This window comes from Nostoc sp. LEGE 12447, assembly GCF_015206985.1.
Lineage (GTDB): Bacteria > Cyanobacteriota > Cyanobacteriia > Cyanobacteriales > Nostocaceae > Nostoc.
The window spans coordinates 480,082-500,009 of sequence record NZ_JADEXT010000001.1; the positions used below are offsets into that span (position 1 = coordinate 480,082).

Sequence of the window (19,928 nt, forward strand, 5' to 3'; positions counted from 1 at the left end):
CCAAAAAAACCGGAATTTTTAAGCAATTAGTAATTATTTTTTTCTTTATTTTTCAGAATTGATGCCTATAAGCCTTGTTATTACGTCATTTGTCTTACTTACGTATTGTAAATGGCTATAGGCGATCGCAGACAACGGTTACATGAGTGCATCTTATGGAAATGTACTTTTGTCAAGGATGTTGAGCGAATGAGAAACCTCTATAAGTAACTCGTGAGTTAGGCAAAAGACTACTTGCCGCTTATGACCGAGGCTACGGCAACGCCAAATTCGTCCAAGCCACGGAAAAGATTCATTGCTATTAAATGCAAATTAGTCCAAGCTACCAAAACAAAACTCTAACAATGCACAACGACCATTGCGAGATAGTGTTAAATTGCCACTCCATAATTTTGAAAGAGTTTGGATAGATGATAGGTATAAAATAGAAGCCTGATACCGTATTTTTTTGGTTTGTACTTTTGTGACAGTTGTGGTTGGCAAAAGAGCTTAATTTTTTCACTATATCTACTATATCTATCGGTTAACCCCTAATTAAGCTGTTGTGAATTTGTTAGATTTCCTCGCAGGTGTAACCATTTGCTCTTTGAGCAGATAATTATATGCGTCCGCTTTCATCACCAGAACTGCCATGATACTGTTGCATAAATACTAGAAAATAGCGAAGAATTCTACAAAAAGCAAAGACAAACTTTTGAAGAACTCTAGGTAGAATACATAAGCCTCACCTTTTTCCTCAAAATCATGGGCAATATTTTTGGTCATTTATTTCGCATTAGTACTTTTGGCGAGTCTCACGGCGGCGGTGTGGGAGTTGTGATTGATGGTTGTCCTCCCCAACTAGAAATTTCGGCAGAAGAAATTCAGGTAGAACTAGATAGAAGGCGGCCGGGACAAAGTAAAATTACGACTCCTCGCAAAGAAGCTGATACCTGCGAGATTCTGTCAGGAGTATTTGAAGGCAAAACACTGGGAACGCCTATAACAATTTTGGTACGCAATCAAGATACTCGTCCCCAAGATTACGACGAGATGGCACAAAAGTATCGGCCTTCTCATGCTGATGCAACCTATGATGCAAAATATGGCATTCGCAATTGGCAAGGTGGGGGTAGGTCGTCAGCGCGTGAGACAATCGGGAGAGTAGCAGCCGGTGCGATCGCTAAAAAAATTCTCCGTCAAGTTGCCAATGTCGAAATTATTGCTTATGTTAAGCGCATCAAAGACTTAGAAGGTGTAGTCGATCCAAATACTGTCACCTTAGAGCAAGTAGAAAGCAATATCGTTCGCTGTCCCGATGCTGAATGTGGCGATCGCATGATTGAATTAATTGAGCAAATAGGTAGACAAGGTGATTCGATCGGCGGTGTCGTAGAATGTGTGGCGCGAAATGTGCCGAAAGGTTTGGGCGAACCAGTATTTGATAAATTAGAAGCTGATATTGCTAAGGGTGTCATGTCTCTCCCTGCTAGCAAAGGTTTTGAAATTGGTTCCGGTTTTGCGGGAACGCTACTAACGGGAATTGAGCATAACGATGAATTTTATATCGATCAAAATGGTGAAATTCGTACAGTAACAAACCGTTCTGGCGGTATTCAAGGCGGGATTTCCAACGGCGAAAATATTATTTTGCGAGTTGCATTTAAGCCGACAGCAACAATTAGAAAAGAGCAGAAGACTGTAACTCGTGAGGGCGAAGAAACGCTATTAGCAGCAAAAGGACGACACGATCCTTGTGTATTACCGCGTGCAGTGCCAATGGTTGAGGCTATGGTGGCGTTGGTACTATGTGACCATTTGTTACGGCATCATGGTCAGTGCAAAGTCTTGTAGTCTCTTGTAGTTTATATATCGACCTAGGAGAGACGCGATTAATAGCTGAATTAGGAGAGACGCGATTCATCGCGTCTGTACAAGAGTTGGAAATACGAGGGAATAATTACCCCATTCCCAATTCCCCATTCCCCATTCCCAATTCCCCATTCCCCATTCCCCATTCCCCATTCCCCATTCCCTAATTCCAATCCTGTTCGTCTTTTTTACCACGACTTTTGTAAATACCACCCAAATCGTGAATTTTGCGAGTTTTCTCAAAAAGCTCAATTTCGGTTAAACCCCACTGCTGTAAGACTTTATCTAGGTCTTTTTGGATGTCTCTTGCACCTGGAAAGCCTTGATAACGCATTCGCAGTCTGGCTAATTCTGCTAAGTTATAGTCTGTCGCCTCTTGAGCGAGTAAGATATCAATAAGGGGGCGATCGCGATTATAAAGAGGGTGCTGTTGGTCTTTACCAACCGTTGGTTCAGTCATCGTCAGTCCTGAGTGTTGTTAGCGGATAGCTAGGGTTTAGCCCGTTCTGAGTCCTGAGTTCTAAGTTTAGCCGAGAGCAGAGAAGTAGAAAAGGCAAAAAAAATCATCTTCTCCACGGGAAAACTAATTGTAAAATTGAGAACTCCTTACTTACTCTTAACCTCTAACTCCCAACTCTTAAATTCTCTTAGACGGCTAGTACACCTGATGTCTTACGGCTCTCACCACTGCCACTTAACTTTAAATAAAGTTACATTAGTTCTTAAGAAAATACAAAAAACTTTAGATGAGGGTGAATTTTATCTCACCCAAAGTCCAAGCAGCGAGGGAGCAAGAACCCATTATGTTTGAACACTTCACTTCCGAAGCCATTAGAGTAATTATGCTAGCTCAGGAAGAAGCACGTCGCCTGGGACACAATTTCGTAGGAACTGAACAAATTCTCCTGGGCTTGATGGGAGAAGGAACTGGGGTTGCTGCTAAAGTGCTGGCCGAATTAGGCGTTACCCTCAAAGACGCACGTCGTGAGGTAGAAAAAATTATTGGTAGGGGTTCTGGCTTTGTACCACCAGAAATTCCTTTCACTCCCAAGGTGAAAAGCCTCTTCGAGCAATCTTTTAAAGAAGCTCATAGTCTGGGACAAAATTACATCAACACAGAACACTTACTCTTAGGATTAACTGAGGCTGGTGAAGGTGTCGCCGCCAAAGTCCTGCAAAATCTAGGAGTTGACTTCAAGAGTGTCCGTAGTGCCATAGTTCGCCGTTTGGGTGAAAATGCACCTGCTTTCGCTGGTAGTGGTAGTCAAAAGCGCACCCAACCGCTAACGATGGAAGAATATGGCAGAAATTTGACCAAATTAGCGCAAGAAGGCAGACTCGACCCTGTAGTTGGTCGTGAAAAGGAAATTGAGCGGGCAATCCAAATTCTCGGTCGTCGCACTAAGAATAATCCCGTGTTGATTGGAGAACCAGGAGTTGGTAAAACTGCGATCGCAGAAGGTCTAGCTCAACGAATTATCAACCAAGATGTTCCCGAAACCTTACAAGACAAGCAAGTTATCAGCCTCGATATGGGGTCATTGGTAGCTGGAACTCGCTTCCGTGGCGATTTTGAAGAACGCATCAAAAAAGTTGTGGAAGAAGTTCGCACTGTCGGCAACATCATTCTGGTAATTGACGAAATTCACACCTTGGTTGGCGCTGGTGGTACAGAAGGTGGTTTGGATGCAGCCAACATCCTCAAGCCTGCCTTAGCAAGGGGTGAACTCCAGTGCATCGGCGCAACAACCCTTGATGAGTATCGAAAGCACATCGAGCGCGATGCAGCACTAGAGCGTCGTTTCCAACCAATTATGGTTGGTGAACCATCGGTAGAAGAAACCGTACAAATTCTTTACGGCTTGCGCGGTGCTTATGAACAGCACCACAAAGTCACAATTTTGGATTCAGCACTTGTCGCAGCCGCAGAATTATCAGACCGCTATATTAGCGATCGCTTCTTGCCAGATAAGGCAATAGACTTAATTGATGAAGCTGGTTCTCGCGTCCGTCTGCGGAACTCCCAAAGTTCTCCCAATAAAGAACTTAAGCGTGAACTCGCTGGCGTTACCAAAGAAAAAGAAGCAGCAGTCAGAGTCCAAGATTTTGACAAAGCTGTAACCCTACGCGACCAAGAATTAAAACTCGCAGAACAACTGCAAGCAACATTTACACCAAACGAGCAACCTGTCAACTGCACCGTCGTTGACGAAGAAGACATCGCTCAAATTGTTGCCTCTTGGACTGGCGTACCAGTCAACAAACTGACTGAATCTGAGTCAGAATTGCTTCTGCACCTAGAAGACACTCTGCATCAACGCCTCATCGGTCAAGAACAAGCAGTCTCGGCTGTATCTCGCGGTATCCGTCGCGCCCGTGTCGGCTTGAAAAATCCCAATCGTCCCATTGCTAGCTTTATCTTCTCTGGACCTACCGGAGTCGGTAAAACAGAATTGGCCAAGGCATTAGCTTCCTACTTCTTCGGTGCGGAAGACTCAATGATTCGGCTAGATATGTCCGAATACATGGAAAGCCACACCGTCGCCAAGCTAATTGGTTCGCCTCCGGGTTATGTCGGATACGACGAAGGCGGACAACTTACAGAAGCCGTGCGGCGAAAACCTTACACAGTGTTGCTATTCGACGAAATCGAAAAAGCACACCCCGATGTATTCAATATGCTGCTGCAAATCTTGGATGACGGTCATCTTACCGATGCCAAAGGTCGGAAAGTGGACTTCAAGAACACGCTGATCATTTTGACTTCCAACATCGGTTCCAAGGTGATTGAAAAAGGTGGTAGTGGTTTAGGCTTTGACTTCGATACTCAAGCCGACGCTAGTTATAACCGCATCCGCACCTTGGTAAATGAAGAATTGAAAGCTTACTTCCGTCCTGAGTTCCTGAACCGTCTTGATGAAATTATCGTCTTCACCCAGCTTTCTAGGGATGAAGTGAAGCAAATTGCTGAAATTATGCTTCGTGAAGTTTCTAAACGCTTGACAGAAAAGGGAATTATTCTTGAAGTTAGCGATCGCTTCAAAGAACTTGTAGTACAAGAAGGCTATAACCCCAGTTATGGTGCTAGACCATTACGCCGGGCAATTATGCGCCTTTTAGAAGATTCTCTCGCTGAAGCAATGCTGTCTGGTCAAATTACAGATGGAGACACAGCACTTATCGATGTTGATGATGACTCTCAGGTGAGAGTACAAAAATTAGAAAAACGAGAATTGCTCTTGGCAAATGTTGGCTAATTTTATACCCGATCGCTTTTTGCTGTAATATTTGAGAAATAATTAGCCTCTCATCTAAGTAGAGGCGATCGCAGGGTCATCTCCGACAAACATAAAGTGAAATGGTATTATTTCTCACCCCTAGTAGATATACTGGGGGCTTTTTTTATGCAATTTGCTTGTAAGTGGGCAATACCCACTTACCCACAGATGTTTATAATGAGTTTAGGATATAGCAGCATAGCAGCAATATGATTGAAAATCAGGACTTCCAAATAGTTAAAGATAGTGTCAAAACTGATGGTAAAGGACGATTAACCTTGGGTACTGTTGCCAAAGCAAAGAGCTATCGAGTGCTGATTAATGAGTTAGGACAAATTCTGCTAGATCCAATTGTAAACATTCCACAAAGAGAACTTTGGATATGGCAAAATTCTGTAGCTCGTAGCTCATTAGAAGTTGGTATAAAACAGGCAAGTTCTGGTGAACTTCACGACTTAGGTTCGTTTTCCCAGTATGCGGATCTAGAAATTGATGAATAGAGGATGTCACCAGAACACTAGCCCTGAACACTGATTTCAAAACATAATCCTTGTCACAAGGTTTAATCTACCAAACTGAGCAATAGTGAATTTTAAGATAATATTTTCAAGCGAGGCTAGTACAGCACTAGCTAAACTACAACAAACTGACTCTAAGAAGTACCAAAAAGTTTTAAAAACGCTGGGTTTAATGGAAACAAACCTACGACACCCTAGTTTGAATACTCACAAATATGAATCTTTATCAGGGCCCAATGGAGAAGAAATTTTTGAAGCCTATGTAGAAAACAAAATATCTGCTGCTTTTCGAGTTTTTTGGTATTACGGATCTGAACAAGGAGTTATAACTATCCTGACTATTACACTTCATCCTTAATGACAGTGTTGCAACTTAGTGTTAGCGGTAATATGGCATCTTATTTTTATAAATAACTCATTTCTATACTGATTCATCTGGCAACAATTCTGATGCTAATTCATTCTTAACTACATTCTCAGAATCACCAGATTTAGAAAAACCATCTGCTGCATCTTTGATAAAACCAGCTACAGGTACCGCAATTAGCAAACCTAAGACTCCACCGACATTGGTTCCTACAAGTAAAGAAATTAACACCCATATTGGTCTAAGCCCAGTAAATCTGCCTAAAAGCCGTGGTGCGATCGCCTGATCGATTAACTGGTCAATGACAAAAGCTACCGCAAAAATCTTCACTGCTAGCCAAAAGTCATGTGTAGCTATTATGAAAGTTATTACAACCACGCTGAAGACATCGCCAAAGGGAATTAAGCTCAAAAGCCCGACTCCTAAACCAAAGAGTAAAGCAAACTGGACTTGAAAAGCTAAAAACATTAATGTTTCTGAAACTCCCATCAGCAAAGCCAAAGTTCCTTGCCCAATCAAGTAATTTTGAAAGTTTTGCTGAATAGACTGGCTTACTTGTTGGGCAAAATTACCTGGTAACTTCTTAAATATCCCCTCCCAAATTCTTGGGCCATCTAACAAGAGGTAAAAAGTTATCACTACTATGATTAATGCATCAGAAACACTATCAATCGCATCTACAATAATGCTTAAAAGTTTATCTGTAACGAACTCTAACTCATTAGGTAATTGGTCAGTTACTTGTGTTAATAACTGACTTAAATTCACATTTAATTTGTGCTTAAAGAACCAATCATTTAAAATTTGAAGTTTTTCTTCGCTAGAATCAATCCATTGAGGAAGAACTTTCACCATCTCATTAAATTGCTCTAACACAATGGGAACCAAAGTGATACCAAGAGCAACGATAATTATCAATGCTGATATAAAAACTAATGATACTGCATAGCCACGTTTCACTCCTTGCTTTTGGAGAATGGCAACAGGATAGTTTAAAACGAATGCAAGCAAAGTAGCTAAGACAAGAATTGTTACGACAGGTTGAAAATTTTTAACAAGCAAAAATGCTAGCCAACCATTGAGAAACACTAGAGGAAATAGCAGTGTAAAAATTAACCATCTAAGTAGTTGATTGAGTGGAAAATTCATAATTAATTTAAAAAACAAAATTATTCTAGTTACTAAATTAAACCTGGGAATTAAATATGTTAGACCACAACGAAGCTTTCACCATTTACGATTTTAGGTTATTTGATTCCTAACTTTCAGCAAAAGCTAAAAATTGCTCCTCATTTATTCGCCCTGCTTGATAGAGAGTATTAGTAATTTCTGAAATAGTTAAAACTGCATGGCTGCGATAACCATTTTGCTGTAACCTATCTTTCACACCTTGTTCATGATCGATAAGTACCACAATATCATTAACATTTAATCCTGCTGATTCTAACTTTCCTGCGCCTTCCATAACACTTTTGCCACTGATGAGAATATCGTCAACTACCACAACTGTTTCACCAGGATGAAAGTGACCCTCAATAACTCTGCGCGTTCCGTGGGCCTTTACCTCTTTACGGGGGAAAATCATTGGACAATGAAGGCGTAAAGCTAAACCAGTCGCGGTAGGCAAAGAACCATACGGAATACCTGCTAACCTATCAAAATTGAGATTCTTCAAAATATCCTCATAAGCAGTGAGAACTTGATTAAAAACTTGAGGATTAGAAATAATTTTGCGTAAGTCGATGTAATAAGGAAATATTGCTCCTGATGCTTGGACAAAGCTGCCAAACATAATACAGTCAATGTCATAAAGTTGTAAAATCAAATCCTGGTAGGGGTGCTGATTTAGGAAACAAACATCAGGAAACCACACAGAACATGTAGAATTTTCGTGAATAATTTCAGTTTTTAGTTGATTAATTTCTGTGCGTAAAGACTCGACTTCCTCAGATAATTGTGTGTTTCCCAACATATCTTGAGGAACAGGAATCAGCAAACCATCACCGTTAGCATTCAACCCTGCTTCTAAAATTTGTCTGAGGTTTCCACCCTTCGCCCAGATGCTACGCGCCATAATAATCCGTTCAGGCGCGATCGCTCGAATCTGTGCTAAAACTTCAGCATTTGTAGTTCCCACTTCCAAACCCAATTGTTCTGGAGTTCCCCAGGTTTTTGATTCTTTTACCACCTGTAAATAAAGGGGTGACTCGTTTGTCGGATATTGCTGTAAGGCTTCTGCACCTGGATTAGAAGTACAGCATAAGATAAATACCGCTTTCTCAGGATAGACCAAAAAAGGTGCTACATGATCTTGTCCTGTATAGGGACTAAGAGTGATTGCATCCACCTGCCATTCTGTAAACACAGTTTGGGCAAAAATGGTACTAGTATTTAAGTCACCGTGTTTGGCATCTAAAATTACTGGGATATGCGCTGGAATCGCTGCTAAAGTTTTGTATAGCAGTTCTAAACCGGGAATACCTAACGCTTCGTAGAAGCCAAGTGTCGGTTTATAAGCACAAACGTAATCAGCAGTTTCCGCAATAATGAATTGTAACCACTTTTCCAAACCAGCGATGAGTTCTTCAGATTCATAATGCACAGGCATCATCTCTGGATTTGGATCAAGTCCTACAAATAGTAAGCTTTGATTTTGCAAGATACTACGATTCAATTTATCAAAAAAGTTCATTTTTTTTAAAGAGTTATTAGTCATTAGCCATTGGTCATTATTATTACCTGCGTCTCTCTATCTGCATCACCATAGTTTTTTTAGTAAGTTGGGGCGAAAAAACAAAAATATGTTGCGAAACGTAAATAGGCTTAAAACCCTTACTAATGACCAATGACAAAGGACAAGTGACAAACTAAAACATTGATTCTGTTAATTCAGTACCACCAGCTTTTTGCCCTAATTGATAGTGAATCACTGCAAATAAGATAACCATCGGTACTGAGGCAAAGTGAACAATTCGCAATGCTTGCCAATTGCCAAACAAATCCACAATCCAGGGAAATTGAGCAGGTTTATACATTCCTATTCCTGTAAATAACGCCAGCAGCAAGATCGGAATAATTGCTGTATACGCAATCCGATGCCAAGCATAAATTAGGCGCTTAGAATTATGACTTTTTTGTAATGCTTTGAAGTCATTTGCACCGACAAACCGATGTCGCCAGCGCCGGGTAATTAAAACGTAAATTCCATACCACAAGAGATTGAGCGAGAATAGCCACATTGCAGCAAAATGCCAGTGTCTACCTCCTGCAAGCCAACCTCCTAACGTAAATATCGGAGGAATGTGCAAACCTGCACGTCCACCAAAAACAGGGTTGGCGTTATAAATTTGTAGTCCACTGGTGAGCATGATAAATAGGCTAATGATGTTACACCAGTGGAAAATTTTGGCTGCGATCGCTTGAGTCGGTCGCTTTCGAGTTTGAGAGGGGGTCAAAGTCATAGATTTTGACTGATAAAATTTGCTGTTTATCTGTCCTAAAAATTGGGCATGGGGCACTGGGAATTGGGCACAGGAAGAATTAACCAAGCATAAGCGTCTGTCTTGAGTAAATAGCCCTGCAAAGTTGGGGGTGGTATTGCTTACCCTTATTTTCTCATTTTATGATTCAGTATTTTGGCAAAGATGTTCGTTACTGTTTTAAATGTCAGTCTAGGCGTGACTAGTGTTGTTCCGAAAAAAAAATACTGGGGCGTGTCATCAATTAAAGCAGATCACAGAAGCAGCTAAATAAATCGCACCCAAACATAGTCAGCTTATGTTATAAGTACAGCCTGCTGCTTGAAATCATATTTAAGCGAACGTTTGAATAGCGTAGAAGTTGTATAGTTTGTACTAAAAATTTAAATTTTTAATTAATTCGATGTATTGATGCTAGAAGTAAAATACTTATTTATAAAAACAACAGATCCAAATTTTTGAGAATAAATAGATAAAAATCTGCCTTTGGAAGTATATCTTCAGCTATTATTTCTTTTGAAAGAATAGCTGAAGTAATGTATATGCCGATAAATAAACATTTGACCTACATTTAATGATATAAATACTATTGTGTGAGACTTACAATAATTTTAGCGATAAAAACAACAATAAATAAGATAAAAAAATGCCTAGACTCGTAGGACAGCGCTCTAATACTGGAGCTAATATCACCATTTTCATTATCCTGATCGCCATATTTGGGGTACTTCTCGAATACTTTGGCATGATTGATATCGTTCCCGGTTTTGGCCGAGAAGGACGATATTTTCAAATAAAAGGTCAGGCAACCAATGAACAAGTAATTGAACAACCAAATTAATAAGAATCCGAAGGATAGATAAATGCGTAAAGGTAGTGATGTTATCGATAAAGTGGTCGTTGCCTACGACACAGGTAAGAAAATTGTACGAATTATAGACTTAATCTTTGATCAGAAACACAATCAACTTTTGGGTTTTTTAGTTGCAGAAAAGGGACTGTTTAGAGACGCAAAAGTGATTCCTTGGGAAGAAGTGCAAGCGATTGGGTTGGATGCGATCGTAGTTAACTCGAAAAAATCTGTTGTTAAGGCACATCGTGTCCCTGCAATTAAAGAGATTCTGCACCAAAATATTGTGCTGAGAAAAAAGAGAATTCTGACTACTGAGGGACTTGACCTCGGTGGATTGGTCGATTTGTTCTTCGATGAGCATAGTGGACTGGTGGAAGGATACGAAGTTTCTGGCGGTGTATTTGCCGATGCTTACTCGGGGCGATCGTTCGTTCCTGCTCGTGAAGCCCTGAAAATTGGTTATGATGTTGCCTTTGTACCTCCAGAAACCTCTCAAATGATGGAAGAACAGGTGGGTGGTATCCGAGGAGTTGTTCAGGCAACTGGAGATAGATTACAGGAATCGGCTGAGACTACCAATAGCAGACTGCAAACAGCAGCTCAAACCGTGAATCAGCAGCTGCAAAGCTCGGTAGAGAGTGTGAACCGTGGGCTACAGGAAGCGAGCCAGAATGCAGGTGAACAATTACAAGCTGCAACTGATGCTACTAGCAGCAAACTGCAAGACCTCAATCGAGATGCAACTGCTTCCCTAACAAACAATTTGGTTGATCCTGCCGAGCAAAAGGTATATGTGATTGGCAAGCATGTTGAGCGGAATGTGCTGACTCCAGACGGCAATGTACTGCTACTACAGGGGCAGGAAGTGACGCTAGTCGATGCAGAAGCGGCTGATCGCATGAACATTCTGGATGAACTTTATCGAGCTACGGGTGGTAGCCTGACTGTCAATATCAGCCGCAATTTGCAAGCAGCAACAGAATCTACTAGCAATCGAATTGGGAGCCTAACTCACAGTAGCGCCGCTAATCTGCGTCACTCGGTTGATTCGCTGGTAGGACATGTGGCGATCCAGCAGGTAAGAGGGCGTAGAGTCGTACAAACAGTGCGTACCAACGATGGCTTAATTATTGCGGCATCTGGGCAAATTGTGACGGAATCCCTTCTGGATCGGGCCCAGACTTACGGTAAAGAAGCAGAATTGCTGAACGCTGTGGGTCTGACTCTGGCAACCGCAGTCGGTTCTACCGCAAGTGACAGATGGTTAGAAAACAAAGTTCAACTACGCGACGGGGCAAGTATTGCTCAAGAGAATCTCAACACTTTTTGGCAAGCCTTGAAAGCGAAGGCAGAAAACTTACAAGGACGCGGCACACGGGCAATGAAGAAGCAACGGATTGAACAAGCTCTGGGTCGTCCAGTTACCCGTGTCATTCTTGACCCAGAAGACAACGTGATTCTGAATGTAGGTGAATTGATTACACATCGCGCTGTTAGTCAAGCTGAAGAAAGTGGAGTTCTGAATATCTTACTGAGTTCGGTCTATACCAAGGAGCCAGAAATCTCTGATAAGGAGTTACGTGCTTCAGAATATGGAATGGCAGCCTTGGCGCATCATGGTAATGGGATAAAATGAGCAACCGATTCTGTTGCAATACAGTTCGGTTAAGACAAGAGACGCGATAAATCGCGTCTTTGTGATCTAGAATATTCATCAAAAAACCTTAACCGAAACATATTGGGCGTGTTGGCAAGGCTCGTATTCATGAATTTATTATTACCTAAAAGCTGGCATGTTTTCTAATCGCGGCATAGTGCCTTGCTGTTGTATTCATTTCAATTATCAACTCTGTGCCTTGACCTAATTTAGAATTACACTTAATTTTACCTTGATGTTTTTCAACGATAATTTCTCGACTAATTGATAGTCCCAGTCCCTTACCTTTACCTACTGGCTTGGTGGTAAAAAATGGTTCAAACATCTGTCTTTGGATATGGGGAAGTATGCCTTGACCATTGTCAAAAATGCGAATTATAACTTTGTGTTTTTTTCCTATTTGTTTGTTATTTGACCAAATATCATTACTATTGACTAATGACAAATGACTTCTAACAATTTCTGTATGAATAAAGATTTTGGGAGTAAAGGAATAATCATATTTCATCCTTTCTTCTAAGGCATCAATGGCATTAGTTAAGATGTTCATGAATACCTGATTTAAATCGCCTGCGTAACACTCGATTAAGGGCAGTTCCCCAAACTCTTTAATTACTTCAATCCCGGCTCTGTCAGGCTTTTCTTTGAGCCGATGCTGTAAAATTCTCAGAACACTATCAAGTCCTTCGTGCAGGTTAACCTTTTTCATTTGGCCTTCGTCAGAGGTTGAGAAATTCCGCAAGGCAAAAACAATTTCTTTAACGCGCTCTGAGCCGGCTCGCATTGACCACAGTAATTTTAAAAAGTCTGTCTTCACGAAACTAAGGTCGAGGCATTGCAGATGTAAGGCTATAACTGGGGTAGGTTTGGGATAGTAATGTTGGTAAAGTTCAATGATTCTGATTAAATCTTCAGCGTATTGACTCGCAGGATGGAGATTGCCGTAGATGAAGCTAACAGGGTTGTTAATTTCGTTAGCCATATCCGCCACCAGTTGACCGAGGTTAGCCATTTTCTGGTTCTGTAATAACTGCCTTTGGGTATATTTGAGTTCTTTGAGGGTAGTTTCTAGCTGCTGTGATTTTTCTTTAACTTGGTTTTCGGTAGATTGGTGTTGGGCAATTTCTCTTTGGAGTTGTTCAAGTAGTTGGTATTGTTGAGTAGCGATCGCTTTATCCTGACTAATATCCTTGTGTGTCCCCGCCATTCGCACTGGTTTGCCGGATTCATCCCACTGAAATACTTTGCCACAAGCCAAAATCCATTTCCATTCGCCGGATTTAGTTAACATTTGCAATTCAACTTCAAACACAGGCGTGCATCCTTGGAGATAATCATGCAACACCTGGCGAATTCTCGGTAAATCTTGTGGATGTACAAGTCGTTCAAAGGATTTATGCTCATGAGCGATTTCGTCTAATCCATACCCCAAAATGCCTTTCCACTGGGGATCGTAATAGGTTTTATTGGTTATGAGATTCCAATCCCACAACCCCAAGCCACTGGCGATTAATGCCATTTGTAAGGCTGCTTGTGAGCATTGACAAGGATCTAAATTTTCTGGAGATAAGTCTTTTGATTCTGGGAAACTCTGCGAATCTGGTACTGAAAGTGGAGCTTCCGGTTTATGGGTAGCGGGTTCTTCGATATGCATAGCTGCTGGTACGGTGAGGAAGATATCCTGTAGCTCTCTCTCTACGCTGTCTTAGCACCCTGACGATCCATTTATGGATAAATCGTCTACTTGGTTGATTAGGCTGTAACTTCGGTTAGAAATATATCAGCCTATATCATCAATTTGGATGGAATTTCGAAAAAGGTAAACGGACGAATGTAACTTCTGTTGCGATCGCCGCGGCCATTTTTTAGAAAAAATAGCTACATTGTGTGCATCTACATTCTAAGATATGTCTAAAAAAAGTAGTTCAAATAAAATATAATCACTTAAAAACTCGAAAAATTTTGTAAAAAAAATTCTATGATTGAGTCACGTCAAATGTTTCAGGATACAAAAATATTGTCAAGCCTTGTTTGTAGCTTTTTTAGGAAAGGGCTGGCTGCCATTCATACAAGGTAGGCTACATTGATTTCCAAAACATAATGGTGTGATAAAATTCATGCTGAATTGGAGCCGATGAGTAATGACTATAGATGAAGTAGTATTGCTACTAAAAGCCAGTCAAGCAACAGGTTTAACAACGCTCCAAGAGATTATATTGCGTTCTTCATGGGAAGGGAAAACTTACACTAATATTGCCTGTGAAGCTCACTACGGCGAGGAACGTGTCAGGAAAATTGCTGCTCATTTATGGCAAGTATTGAGTGATTTTTGTAAAGAACCGATAAATAAATGTAACTTTCGCCAGACTGTAGAAAATCACCGTCTTAGCAAAGTGCATCAGCAATTAATTAAGGAATTCAACAAAGCAGCTACGGCTATATCTTTAGAATTTCCTAGTGGCCCAGTATCTCTTAATTCCAGATTCTACATCCCTCGCCCGCCAATTGAGGAAATTGCCTACGCAGAAATGGCTAAACCTGGAAGTCTCATCTGCATCCAAGCACCCAAGAAGATGGGGAAAAGCTCTCTGATTTTGCAGTTGCTTGCACGCGCTAACAATCAGGGCTTTCGCACCGTGACGTTAGATTTTCAGCAAGCAGATAAAGTAATATTTACTAGTTTGGATAAATTTTTGCGCTGGTTCTGTGCTAATCTCAGCCGAGAGTTGCAGTTAGAACCAAAACTTAATGATTATTGGGATGAAGATATGGGTAGCAAAGTAAGTTGCTCTATCTATTTCCAACATTATTTACTGTCTGCGCTAGAAACTCCCCTTGTGTTGGTATTGAATGAGGTGGATTGGGTATTTGAATATGAGGAAATTGCTGGAGAATTGTTACCGTTAGTGCGATCTTGGTATGAACGAGCCAAAGAGGTAGAAATTTGGCAAAAACTACGTCTAGTTCTGGTTTATTCAACGGAAATTCTTGTTCCCATAAAACTGACTCAATCACCATTTAATATTGGTTTGCCAATTAAGTTAGCTCCCTTTACAAAAGAGCAGGTGCAGGATTTAGCACTACGTCACGGCTTGGATTGGACAAATGGTAAAGTCGAGAGTTTGATGGCACTTGTGGGAGGATATCCTTATTTGGTGCGATTAGCTTTTTATCACCTGGTGGGTAAAGGGGGATTAGGACGGGATTTAGAAAAGCTATTGCAAGAAGCACCCACAGAAGCAGGAATTTATCACGAGTATTTAAAGCAATATGTGTTAGCGCTACGAGATAAATCAGCATTGCAAGATGCTTTTTATGAAGTAATTAACGCTACAAATTATGTGAAAGTAGAGCCAGTATTGGCATATAAATTACAAAGTATAGGGCTAATTAATTTAGAAGGCGATCGCAGTACTCCTGCCTGTGAATTATACCGTTTATATTTCCGACAATATTTGAAGACAAGCGAACATTTCAATAACGGCTGTTTTAACTGTGAGTTTAAGCATGGCTAGCGTTATTTCTGCGAGAGTAACTTCAGGAGTGCAAAGCTACAGCAACTCTGTGATCGAAAATAGCCGTTGTCGGTCTATCTTCTGAAGCTTGATTTTTTCGGTGTAGAAAGCTTGATAATAAGATTGATAACGCTCTGGTTCAGCTTCTGGATCGGTTTGTTGCCATAGTTCCAAAAAGTGGCGATAGCGTTTTTCCAGCATCACCAAGTCCATGCAAGCGATCGCAGCTTGAACTACTTGCGGAGTCCGAAGTATTTCTTTTTGGTTTTTTTCATTTACATGGAATAAATGGGAAATTAACCCCATCTCGCTGCTAAATTCTAAAAAATGGTCTTGCAAGCGGGAAATTAAATCTGGTTGAGACGCAAAATTTCTTGTCTCTCCATCACCGGATGAGATTTCTAAAATCTGTTGCCATAAAAATCGGTGGTGAGAAAGGCTAAATTGCAAATCTCGCTCCTCTAGTTCGGCGATAATCGCTTGACGCTGTTCAGGACAATGTAAGTAAATTCGCAATAATAAGGCTTCTGCGTGTTCTAAAAGACTGCGTTCTGTAGGAAGTGGGGATTGAGAAACTTTACTACTTCCCCATGCTTGCTTCGCTGATACAGTCTTAGTGTATGCAGCCGCAGCCGGAGCAATTTGAGTTAACAGATTTTCGACTCGCAGAGGTATAAGTCTGGTATCTCCCAAACTTAGTATTTCTGCACAGTAGGAAACGTAATAATTTCGTGTATCGCTGTTAGCGATATTTTTAAGTAATTTGACTAATTGCTGAGTTACTTGCTGAAAATCAGTAGCCTGTTTCAAGTCTCGGTTTTGAATAATTTGCTGAATCTGCCAATCTAACCAAAGTGGCGCATTTTTTAGCAGTTCTCCATAATCTTCTGGAGTGTGGCTATGCAAATATTCATCAGCATCTTTACCATCGGCTAAATTCAGAATTTTTAGCTGAACTTCGCCTTTGTATGCTAGTTCGGCAATTTCACCGATCGCACGTTCGGCGGCATTGGTTCCGGCTTTATCAGCATCAAAGTTGAGTACTAATTGCTTCGATTCGGTATAGCGTAGAATTAACCGGACTTGTTCTAAGCTTAAGGCTGTACCGAGGGAAGCAACGGCGTTATTAATCCCAGCAGCATGAAGAGCGATCGCATCAAAATATCCCTCTACCACCACCGCTTGATCGAGTTGAGAAATCCCACCCTTGGCTTGATCGAGGGCAAATAATGTTTTACCTTTACTAAAAAGTTCCGTTTCTGGTGAATTCAGATATTTCGGTTGTTCATCCGTGAGGGTTCTGCCACCAAAGGCAATGACGCGCCCTTGAACATCGCGGATGGGAATCATCAAGCGATCGCGAAATACATCATAATAACCGCCTCCTTCTTTGCGCGGCTTAATCAATCCCGCTTTTTCTAGGATCTGCGCTGGGTAATGTTTATCTTCCACTAGATAACGATAAAGAGTTTCCCAACCTGCGGGGGCATAACCTAAACCAAATTGCTGTATAGTTTCTTCTTTGAGTTGGCGGTTAGATTGCAAATATTGAAGCGCCTTTTGCCCTTGGGATTGTCTCAGGGCGTGTTGATAAAATTGGGCGGACGTTGCTAGAACTTCATACAACTGCTCACGCAAAGATAGCTGACGCTGCAATTCTTGGCGTTGTTCGGGTTCGAGAGTTTGTACAGGTACTTGGTAACGCCGTGCTAAATCTAGCACCACATCGGCAAAAGAGCGCTTTCCCAACTCCATGACAAACTTGATGGCATTTCCTCCAGCTTGACAGCCAAAGCAATAGTACATTTGCTTAGTCTGGCTGACGGTAAAACTAGGAGATTTCTCGTCATGGAAGGGGCACAAACCGACAAAATCCTTTCCACGTTTGCGTAAAACTACGTATTCTGAGACGACATCTACAATATCGGCCCGTAGTTTAACTTCCTCAATTGTATCTGGGTGCAAGCGGGGGATTTGCATTCTAGTCTATTTGTTAAGTCATGAGTTGGTAGTTAACACTGCGGTGGGTTTACCAACTGATAGCTATTATATTCTTGTTGCTAGACCAAGAATGATCTATACAATTGCTTACATTTAATTTTATCAGAGGAAATACTGAAAATGGGACGTATTTTTATATCAGCCGCTCATGGAGGCAGAGAAGCTGGAGGGATCGATTTAGGTGCGATCGCAGGTGGTACAACTGAAGCTAAAGAGATGATTCTGCTGCGGGATTTGATTGTCACCGAACTGAGGGCGCGGAATTTGGAAATTTTAGCAGTTCCCGATGACTTGAGTGCCGCCCAAACCATCACCTGGATCAATTCTCGCGGCCGCCGGGGTGATGTTGCCTTAGAGATTAAATCTGATGCAGCTAGCAGCCCTTCTGTGCGTGGGGCTAGCGTCTTTTATATTGCGAATAATAGCGATCGTAAAAGCAATGGAGAACAGTTGCTAGTGGGTTTATTGCGCCGCGTTCCTCAATTACCGAATCGGGGAGTCAAGCCAGATACAGATAGTGGATTAGGTAGTTTAGCATTCTGTCGCCAGACAACGCTTCCAGCTTTGGCAATGCAAGTGGGCTTTCTTAGCAATCCAGAGGATCGGGCTTTGCTGCAAACTCGTCGCCGCGATTTTGCTTTAGGAATTGCTGATGGATTGGTAACTTGGAGTCGTGCGATCGATCCTACTCCTGGCACTCCAGCCGAAGCAAATTACCCACCAATTAATATTAATATTAATGGACAAAAGTACTCAGAGCAAGGAATATTAGTTAATGGCAATGCTTACATCCCCATTGATTTAGTAGATCGTCTGCGAATTGATCTTTCAAAAGCAGCTAACGTTAATCGAATTACCTATCGCAAAATAGTTTATATTAAAGCAATAGAACTCCGAGATTTTAATGTTGCGGTTAATTGGGATGCTGCAACTCGGACTGTCAGTTTACGCTCCAATTTGATCGTTTGCCCTGGTCAATTGGAACGAGTAATGTCAAATGGTAATACTTCAGAAATACAGTTACAATTATTCCTCAGAAATAATAACGAAAATGCTTTGGCAAAGTTTCCTGATATTCCCAAACTTTATCGAGAAGAAGCAGGGATAGAGGGAGTAAACTATGATATTGCCTTTTGCCAAATGTGTGTAGAAACTGGATTTTTACGCTTTGGCGGTGATATTAAACCTGAGCAAAATAACTTTGCAGGTTTAGGTGCGATCGGTGGTGGTTCAGAGGCTGCATCTTTTCCAAGTGCCAGAATTGGAGTGAGGGCACACGTCCAACATTTAAAAGCTTACGCCAGTTTAGAACCTTTGGTACAAGAAGTAGTAGATCCAAGGTTTCGCTTTGTTACACGTGGAATTGCGACATTAATCGATCAGCTATCAGGGCGATGGTCAGCAGATTTAGATTATGGTGCAAGGATTTCAGCAATGCTTAAACGATTATATGAATCAGCAGGACTTCTTTGAGTGTTGATTAAATAAACTTACACTAATTACTTGAATCCTCTTTCCCTTTATGCCCTTTGCGGCAAGCCGCAAAGGACGCAAAGTGTAGAAAAATAAGATTTTACAAAGGATTTAGAATTATATAAACTTGATAGCAATTAAGAAGATAGACCGTGATTGTCCCATCTAGTAGTAAAGCGTTATTAGCAAGTCATAACAGTAGTTTGAGCTTTACCAGCCTTGCAGAACTATCAAGTGGAAACTTACTTGCAGAAGTGGATCTTCATCGGATTGTAGCAAGTTTAAAGCTAAGGCAAGACAAAAAAGCATCGATGGGTCAGTTTCTCACTCCCGCCTCAGTAGCAGATTCAGAAGTGTCGAAATCCCTCTGGTAATGGTAACAACATTTCTCAGTCGTAAGGCAATGGTGGCATATCTGGCTGAGATTGCTTGGGAAACAGATGTTTGGGTTGCTGAAGATTCAACTCACCTGATTCATTTCAATGGCGAATATCTATTACAGGCTTACCAAATAGAAAAGAAGCAAACTTTTTGAATCTAAGTAAGTTGGCGTAAATAATTGTCGTTGGAATAAGGCAATAAGCAATACCTAAAAGGGTTTTAGGCTAGTTCATGAATATTACATAGTTTGATTTTATTGTGCCAACTTACTTACAGCAATCTGCTTGGTATTAGTGATATTTTGCTTGGGAAGATCCTCTAACCCTCCTTTGTGAGGCAATATGCTTGGGTTATGTAAAAGTCATTTTTTAACGTAGAGAGTTCCTTATGATATAGCTGTGATTGATATGCAAATGTCCGAAATAGATGAGATGAACTTGGGGATACAAATTAAGGCAAACCCTGCTATTGCTGATATCCCTTTAATCTTGATAAGTTGACTGATAAATAGACAAGACAAACTTAACAATTAAAAATTAAAAAATAAATTTTAAA

General features: G+C 41.0%; 16 protein-coding genes. 10 read left to right on the top strand and 6 right to left on the bottom strand.

Translation table 11 applies throughout. The annotated features are described in order from the left end of the window. The first annotated feature begins 744 nt into the window (after positions 1 to 744). Entirely contained in the window at positions 745 to 1,833 is a 1,089-nt protein-coding gene (aroC, locus tag IQ274_RS02075; protein ID WP_163936638.1) for a chorismate synthase, read from the top strand. Between the two features lie 181 nt (positions 1,834 to 2,014). Here the strand turns inward: aroC and IQ274_RS02080 are convergent, their stop codons facing one another. Continuing rightward, positions 2,015 to 2,311, bottom strand: coding sequence for a DUF3288 family protein (locus IQ274_RS02080; RefSeq protein ID WP_012409942.1), 297 nt, complete (start codon positions 2,309 to 2,311; stop codon positions 2,015 to 2,017). A gap of 343 nt (positions 2,312 to 2,654) precedes the next feature. On the opposite strand from IQ274_RS02080, the gene IQ274_RS02085 reads away from it, so the two are divergent. The 3 genes from IQ274_RS02085 to IQ274_RS02095 all read left to right on the top strand — a co-directional run bounded on the left by IQ274_RS02085 (position 2,655) and on the right by IQ274_RS02095 (position 6,005). Further along, complete coding sequence (locus IQ274_RS02085; protein WP_193867260.1) at positions 2,655 to 5,108, top strand: ATP-dependent Clp protease ATP-binding subunit; 2,454 nt, start codon at positions 2,655 to 2,657, stop codon at positions 5,106 to 5,108. Between the two features lie 230 nt (positions 5,109 to 5,338). Further along, complete coding sequence (locus IQ274_RS02090) at positions 5,339 to 5,629, top strand: hypothetical protein (RefSeq protein WP_163933715.1); 291 nt, start codon at positions 5,339 to 5,341, stop codon at positions 5,627 to 5,629. 85 nt (positions 5,630 to 5,714) lie between these two features. Further along, on the top strand, positions 5,715 to 6,005 hold the full coding sequence (locus IQ274_RS02095; protein ID WP_163933718.1) for a hypothetical protein: 291 nt from the start codon (positions 5,715 to 5,717) through the stop codon (positions 6,003 to 6,005). A 63-nt stretch (positions 6,006 to 6,068) separates the two neighbouring features. Here IQ274_RS02095 and IQ274_RS02100 read toward each other — a convergent pair whose 3' ends face one another. From IQ274_RS02100 to IQ274_RS02110, 3 genes are all read right to left on the bottom strand, one after another. After that, a complete protein-coding gene (locus IQ274_RS02100; protein ID WP_193867211.1) occupies positions 6,069 to 7,163 on the bottom strand; it encodes an AI-2E family transporter in 1,095 nt (364 codons plus the stop codon). Between the two features lie 109 nt (positions 7,164 to 7,272). Continuing rightward, the gene (locus IQ274_RS02105) at positions 7,273 to 8,706 is read right to left on the bottom strand and encodes a bifunctional orotidine-5'-phosphate decarboxylase/orotate phosphoribosyltransferase (protein WP_193867261.1); all 1,434 of its coding nucleotides are present in this window, start codon (positions 8,704 to 8,706) and stop codon (positions 7,273 to 7,275) included. 175 nt (positions 8,707 to 8,881) lie between these two features. After that, complete coding sequence (locus IQ274_RS02110; protein ID WP_163933724.1) at positions 8,882 to 9,475, bottom strand: cytochrome b/b6 domain-containing protein; 594 nt, start codon at positions 9,473 to 9,475, stop codon at positions 8,882 to 8,884. A gap of 664 nt (positions 9,476 to 10,139) precedes the next feature. Here IQ274_RS02110 and IQ274_RS02115 point away from each other — a divergent pair. Together IQ274_RS02115 and IQ274_RS02120 are read left to right on the top strand one after the other, a co-directional pair. Beyond that, a complete protein-coding gene (locus IQ274_RS02115) occupies positions 10,140 to 10,334 on the top strand; it encodes a hypothetical protein (protein ID WP_193867212.1) in 195 nt (64 codons plus the stop codon). Between the two features lie 22 nt (positions 10,335 to 10,356). Then, on the top strand, positions 10,357 to 11,982 hold the full coding sequence (locus IQ274_RS02120) for a PRC-barrel domain-containing protein (protein ID WP_193867213.1): 1,626 nt from the start codon (positions 10,357 to 10,359) through the stop codon (positions 11,980 to 11,982). Positions 11,983 to 12,127: 145 nt separating this feature from the next. Here IQ274_RS02120 and IQ274_RS02125 read toward each other — a convergent pair whose 3' ends face one another. Then, a complete protein-coding gene (locus IQ274_RS02125; RefSeq protein ID WP_193867214.1) occupies positions 12,128 to 13,657 on the bottom strand; it encodes a PAS domain-containing sensor histidine kinase in 1,530 nt (509 codons plus the stop codon). Positions 13,658 to 14,144: 487 nt separating this feature from the next. Between IQ274_RS02125 and IQ274_RS02130 the strand changes: the two genes are divergently transcribed. After that, entirely contained in the window at positions 14,145 to 15,518 is a 1,374-nt protein-coding gene (locus tag IQ274_RS02130) for an AAA-like domain-containing protein (protein ID WP_193867215.1), read from the top strand. A gap of 36 nt (positions 15,519 to 15,554) precedes the next feature. Here IQ274_RS02130 and dnaG read toward each other — a convergent pair whose 3' ends face one another. Then, positions 15,555 to 17,498: a DNA primase gene (gene dnaG / locus IQ274_RS02135; RefSeq protein ID WP_193867216.1), complete on the bottom strand. Its 1,944-nt coding sequence runs from the start codon at positions 17,496 to 17,498 to the stop codon at positions 15,555 to 15,557. Positions 17,499 to 17,639: 141 nt separating this feature from the next. Here dnaG and IQ274_RS02140 point away from each other — a divergent pair, with 141 nt between their 5' ends. From IQ274_RS02140 to IQ274_RS02150, 3 genes are all read left to right on the top strand, one after another. Continuing rightward, positions 17,640 to 18,992, top strand: a complete 1,353-nt coding sequence (locus tag IQ274_RS02140) for an N-acetylmuramoyl-L-alanine amidase (RefSeq protein ID WP_193867217.1) — start codon at positions 17,640 to 17,642, stop codon at positions 18,990 to 18,992. Positions 18,993 to 19,144: 152 nt separating this feature from the next. After that, positions 19,145 to 19,366: a hypothetical protein gene (locus IQ274_RS02145; protein ID WP_163933748.1), complete on the top strand. Its 222-nt coding sequence runs from the start codon at positions 19,145 to 19,147 to the stop codon at positions 19,364 to 19,366. Beyond that, positions 19,366 to 19,527, top strand: coding sequence for a BsuBI/PstI family type II restriction endonuclease (locus IQ274_RS02150; RefSeq protein ID WP_243458536.1), 162 nt, complete (start codon positions 19,366 to 19,368; stop codon positions 19,525 to 19,527). Before IQ274_RS02145 ends, IQ274_RS02150 begins: the two co-directional genes overlap by 1 nt. Positions 19,528 to 19,928: the final 401 nt, after the last annotated feature.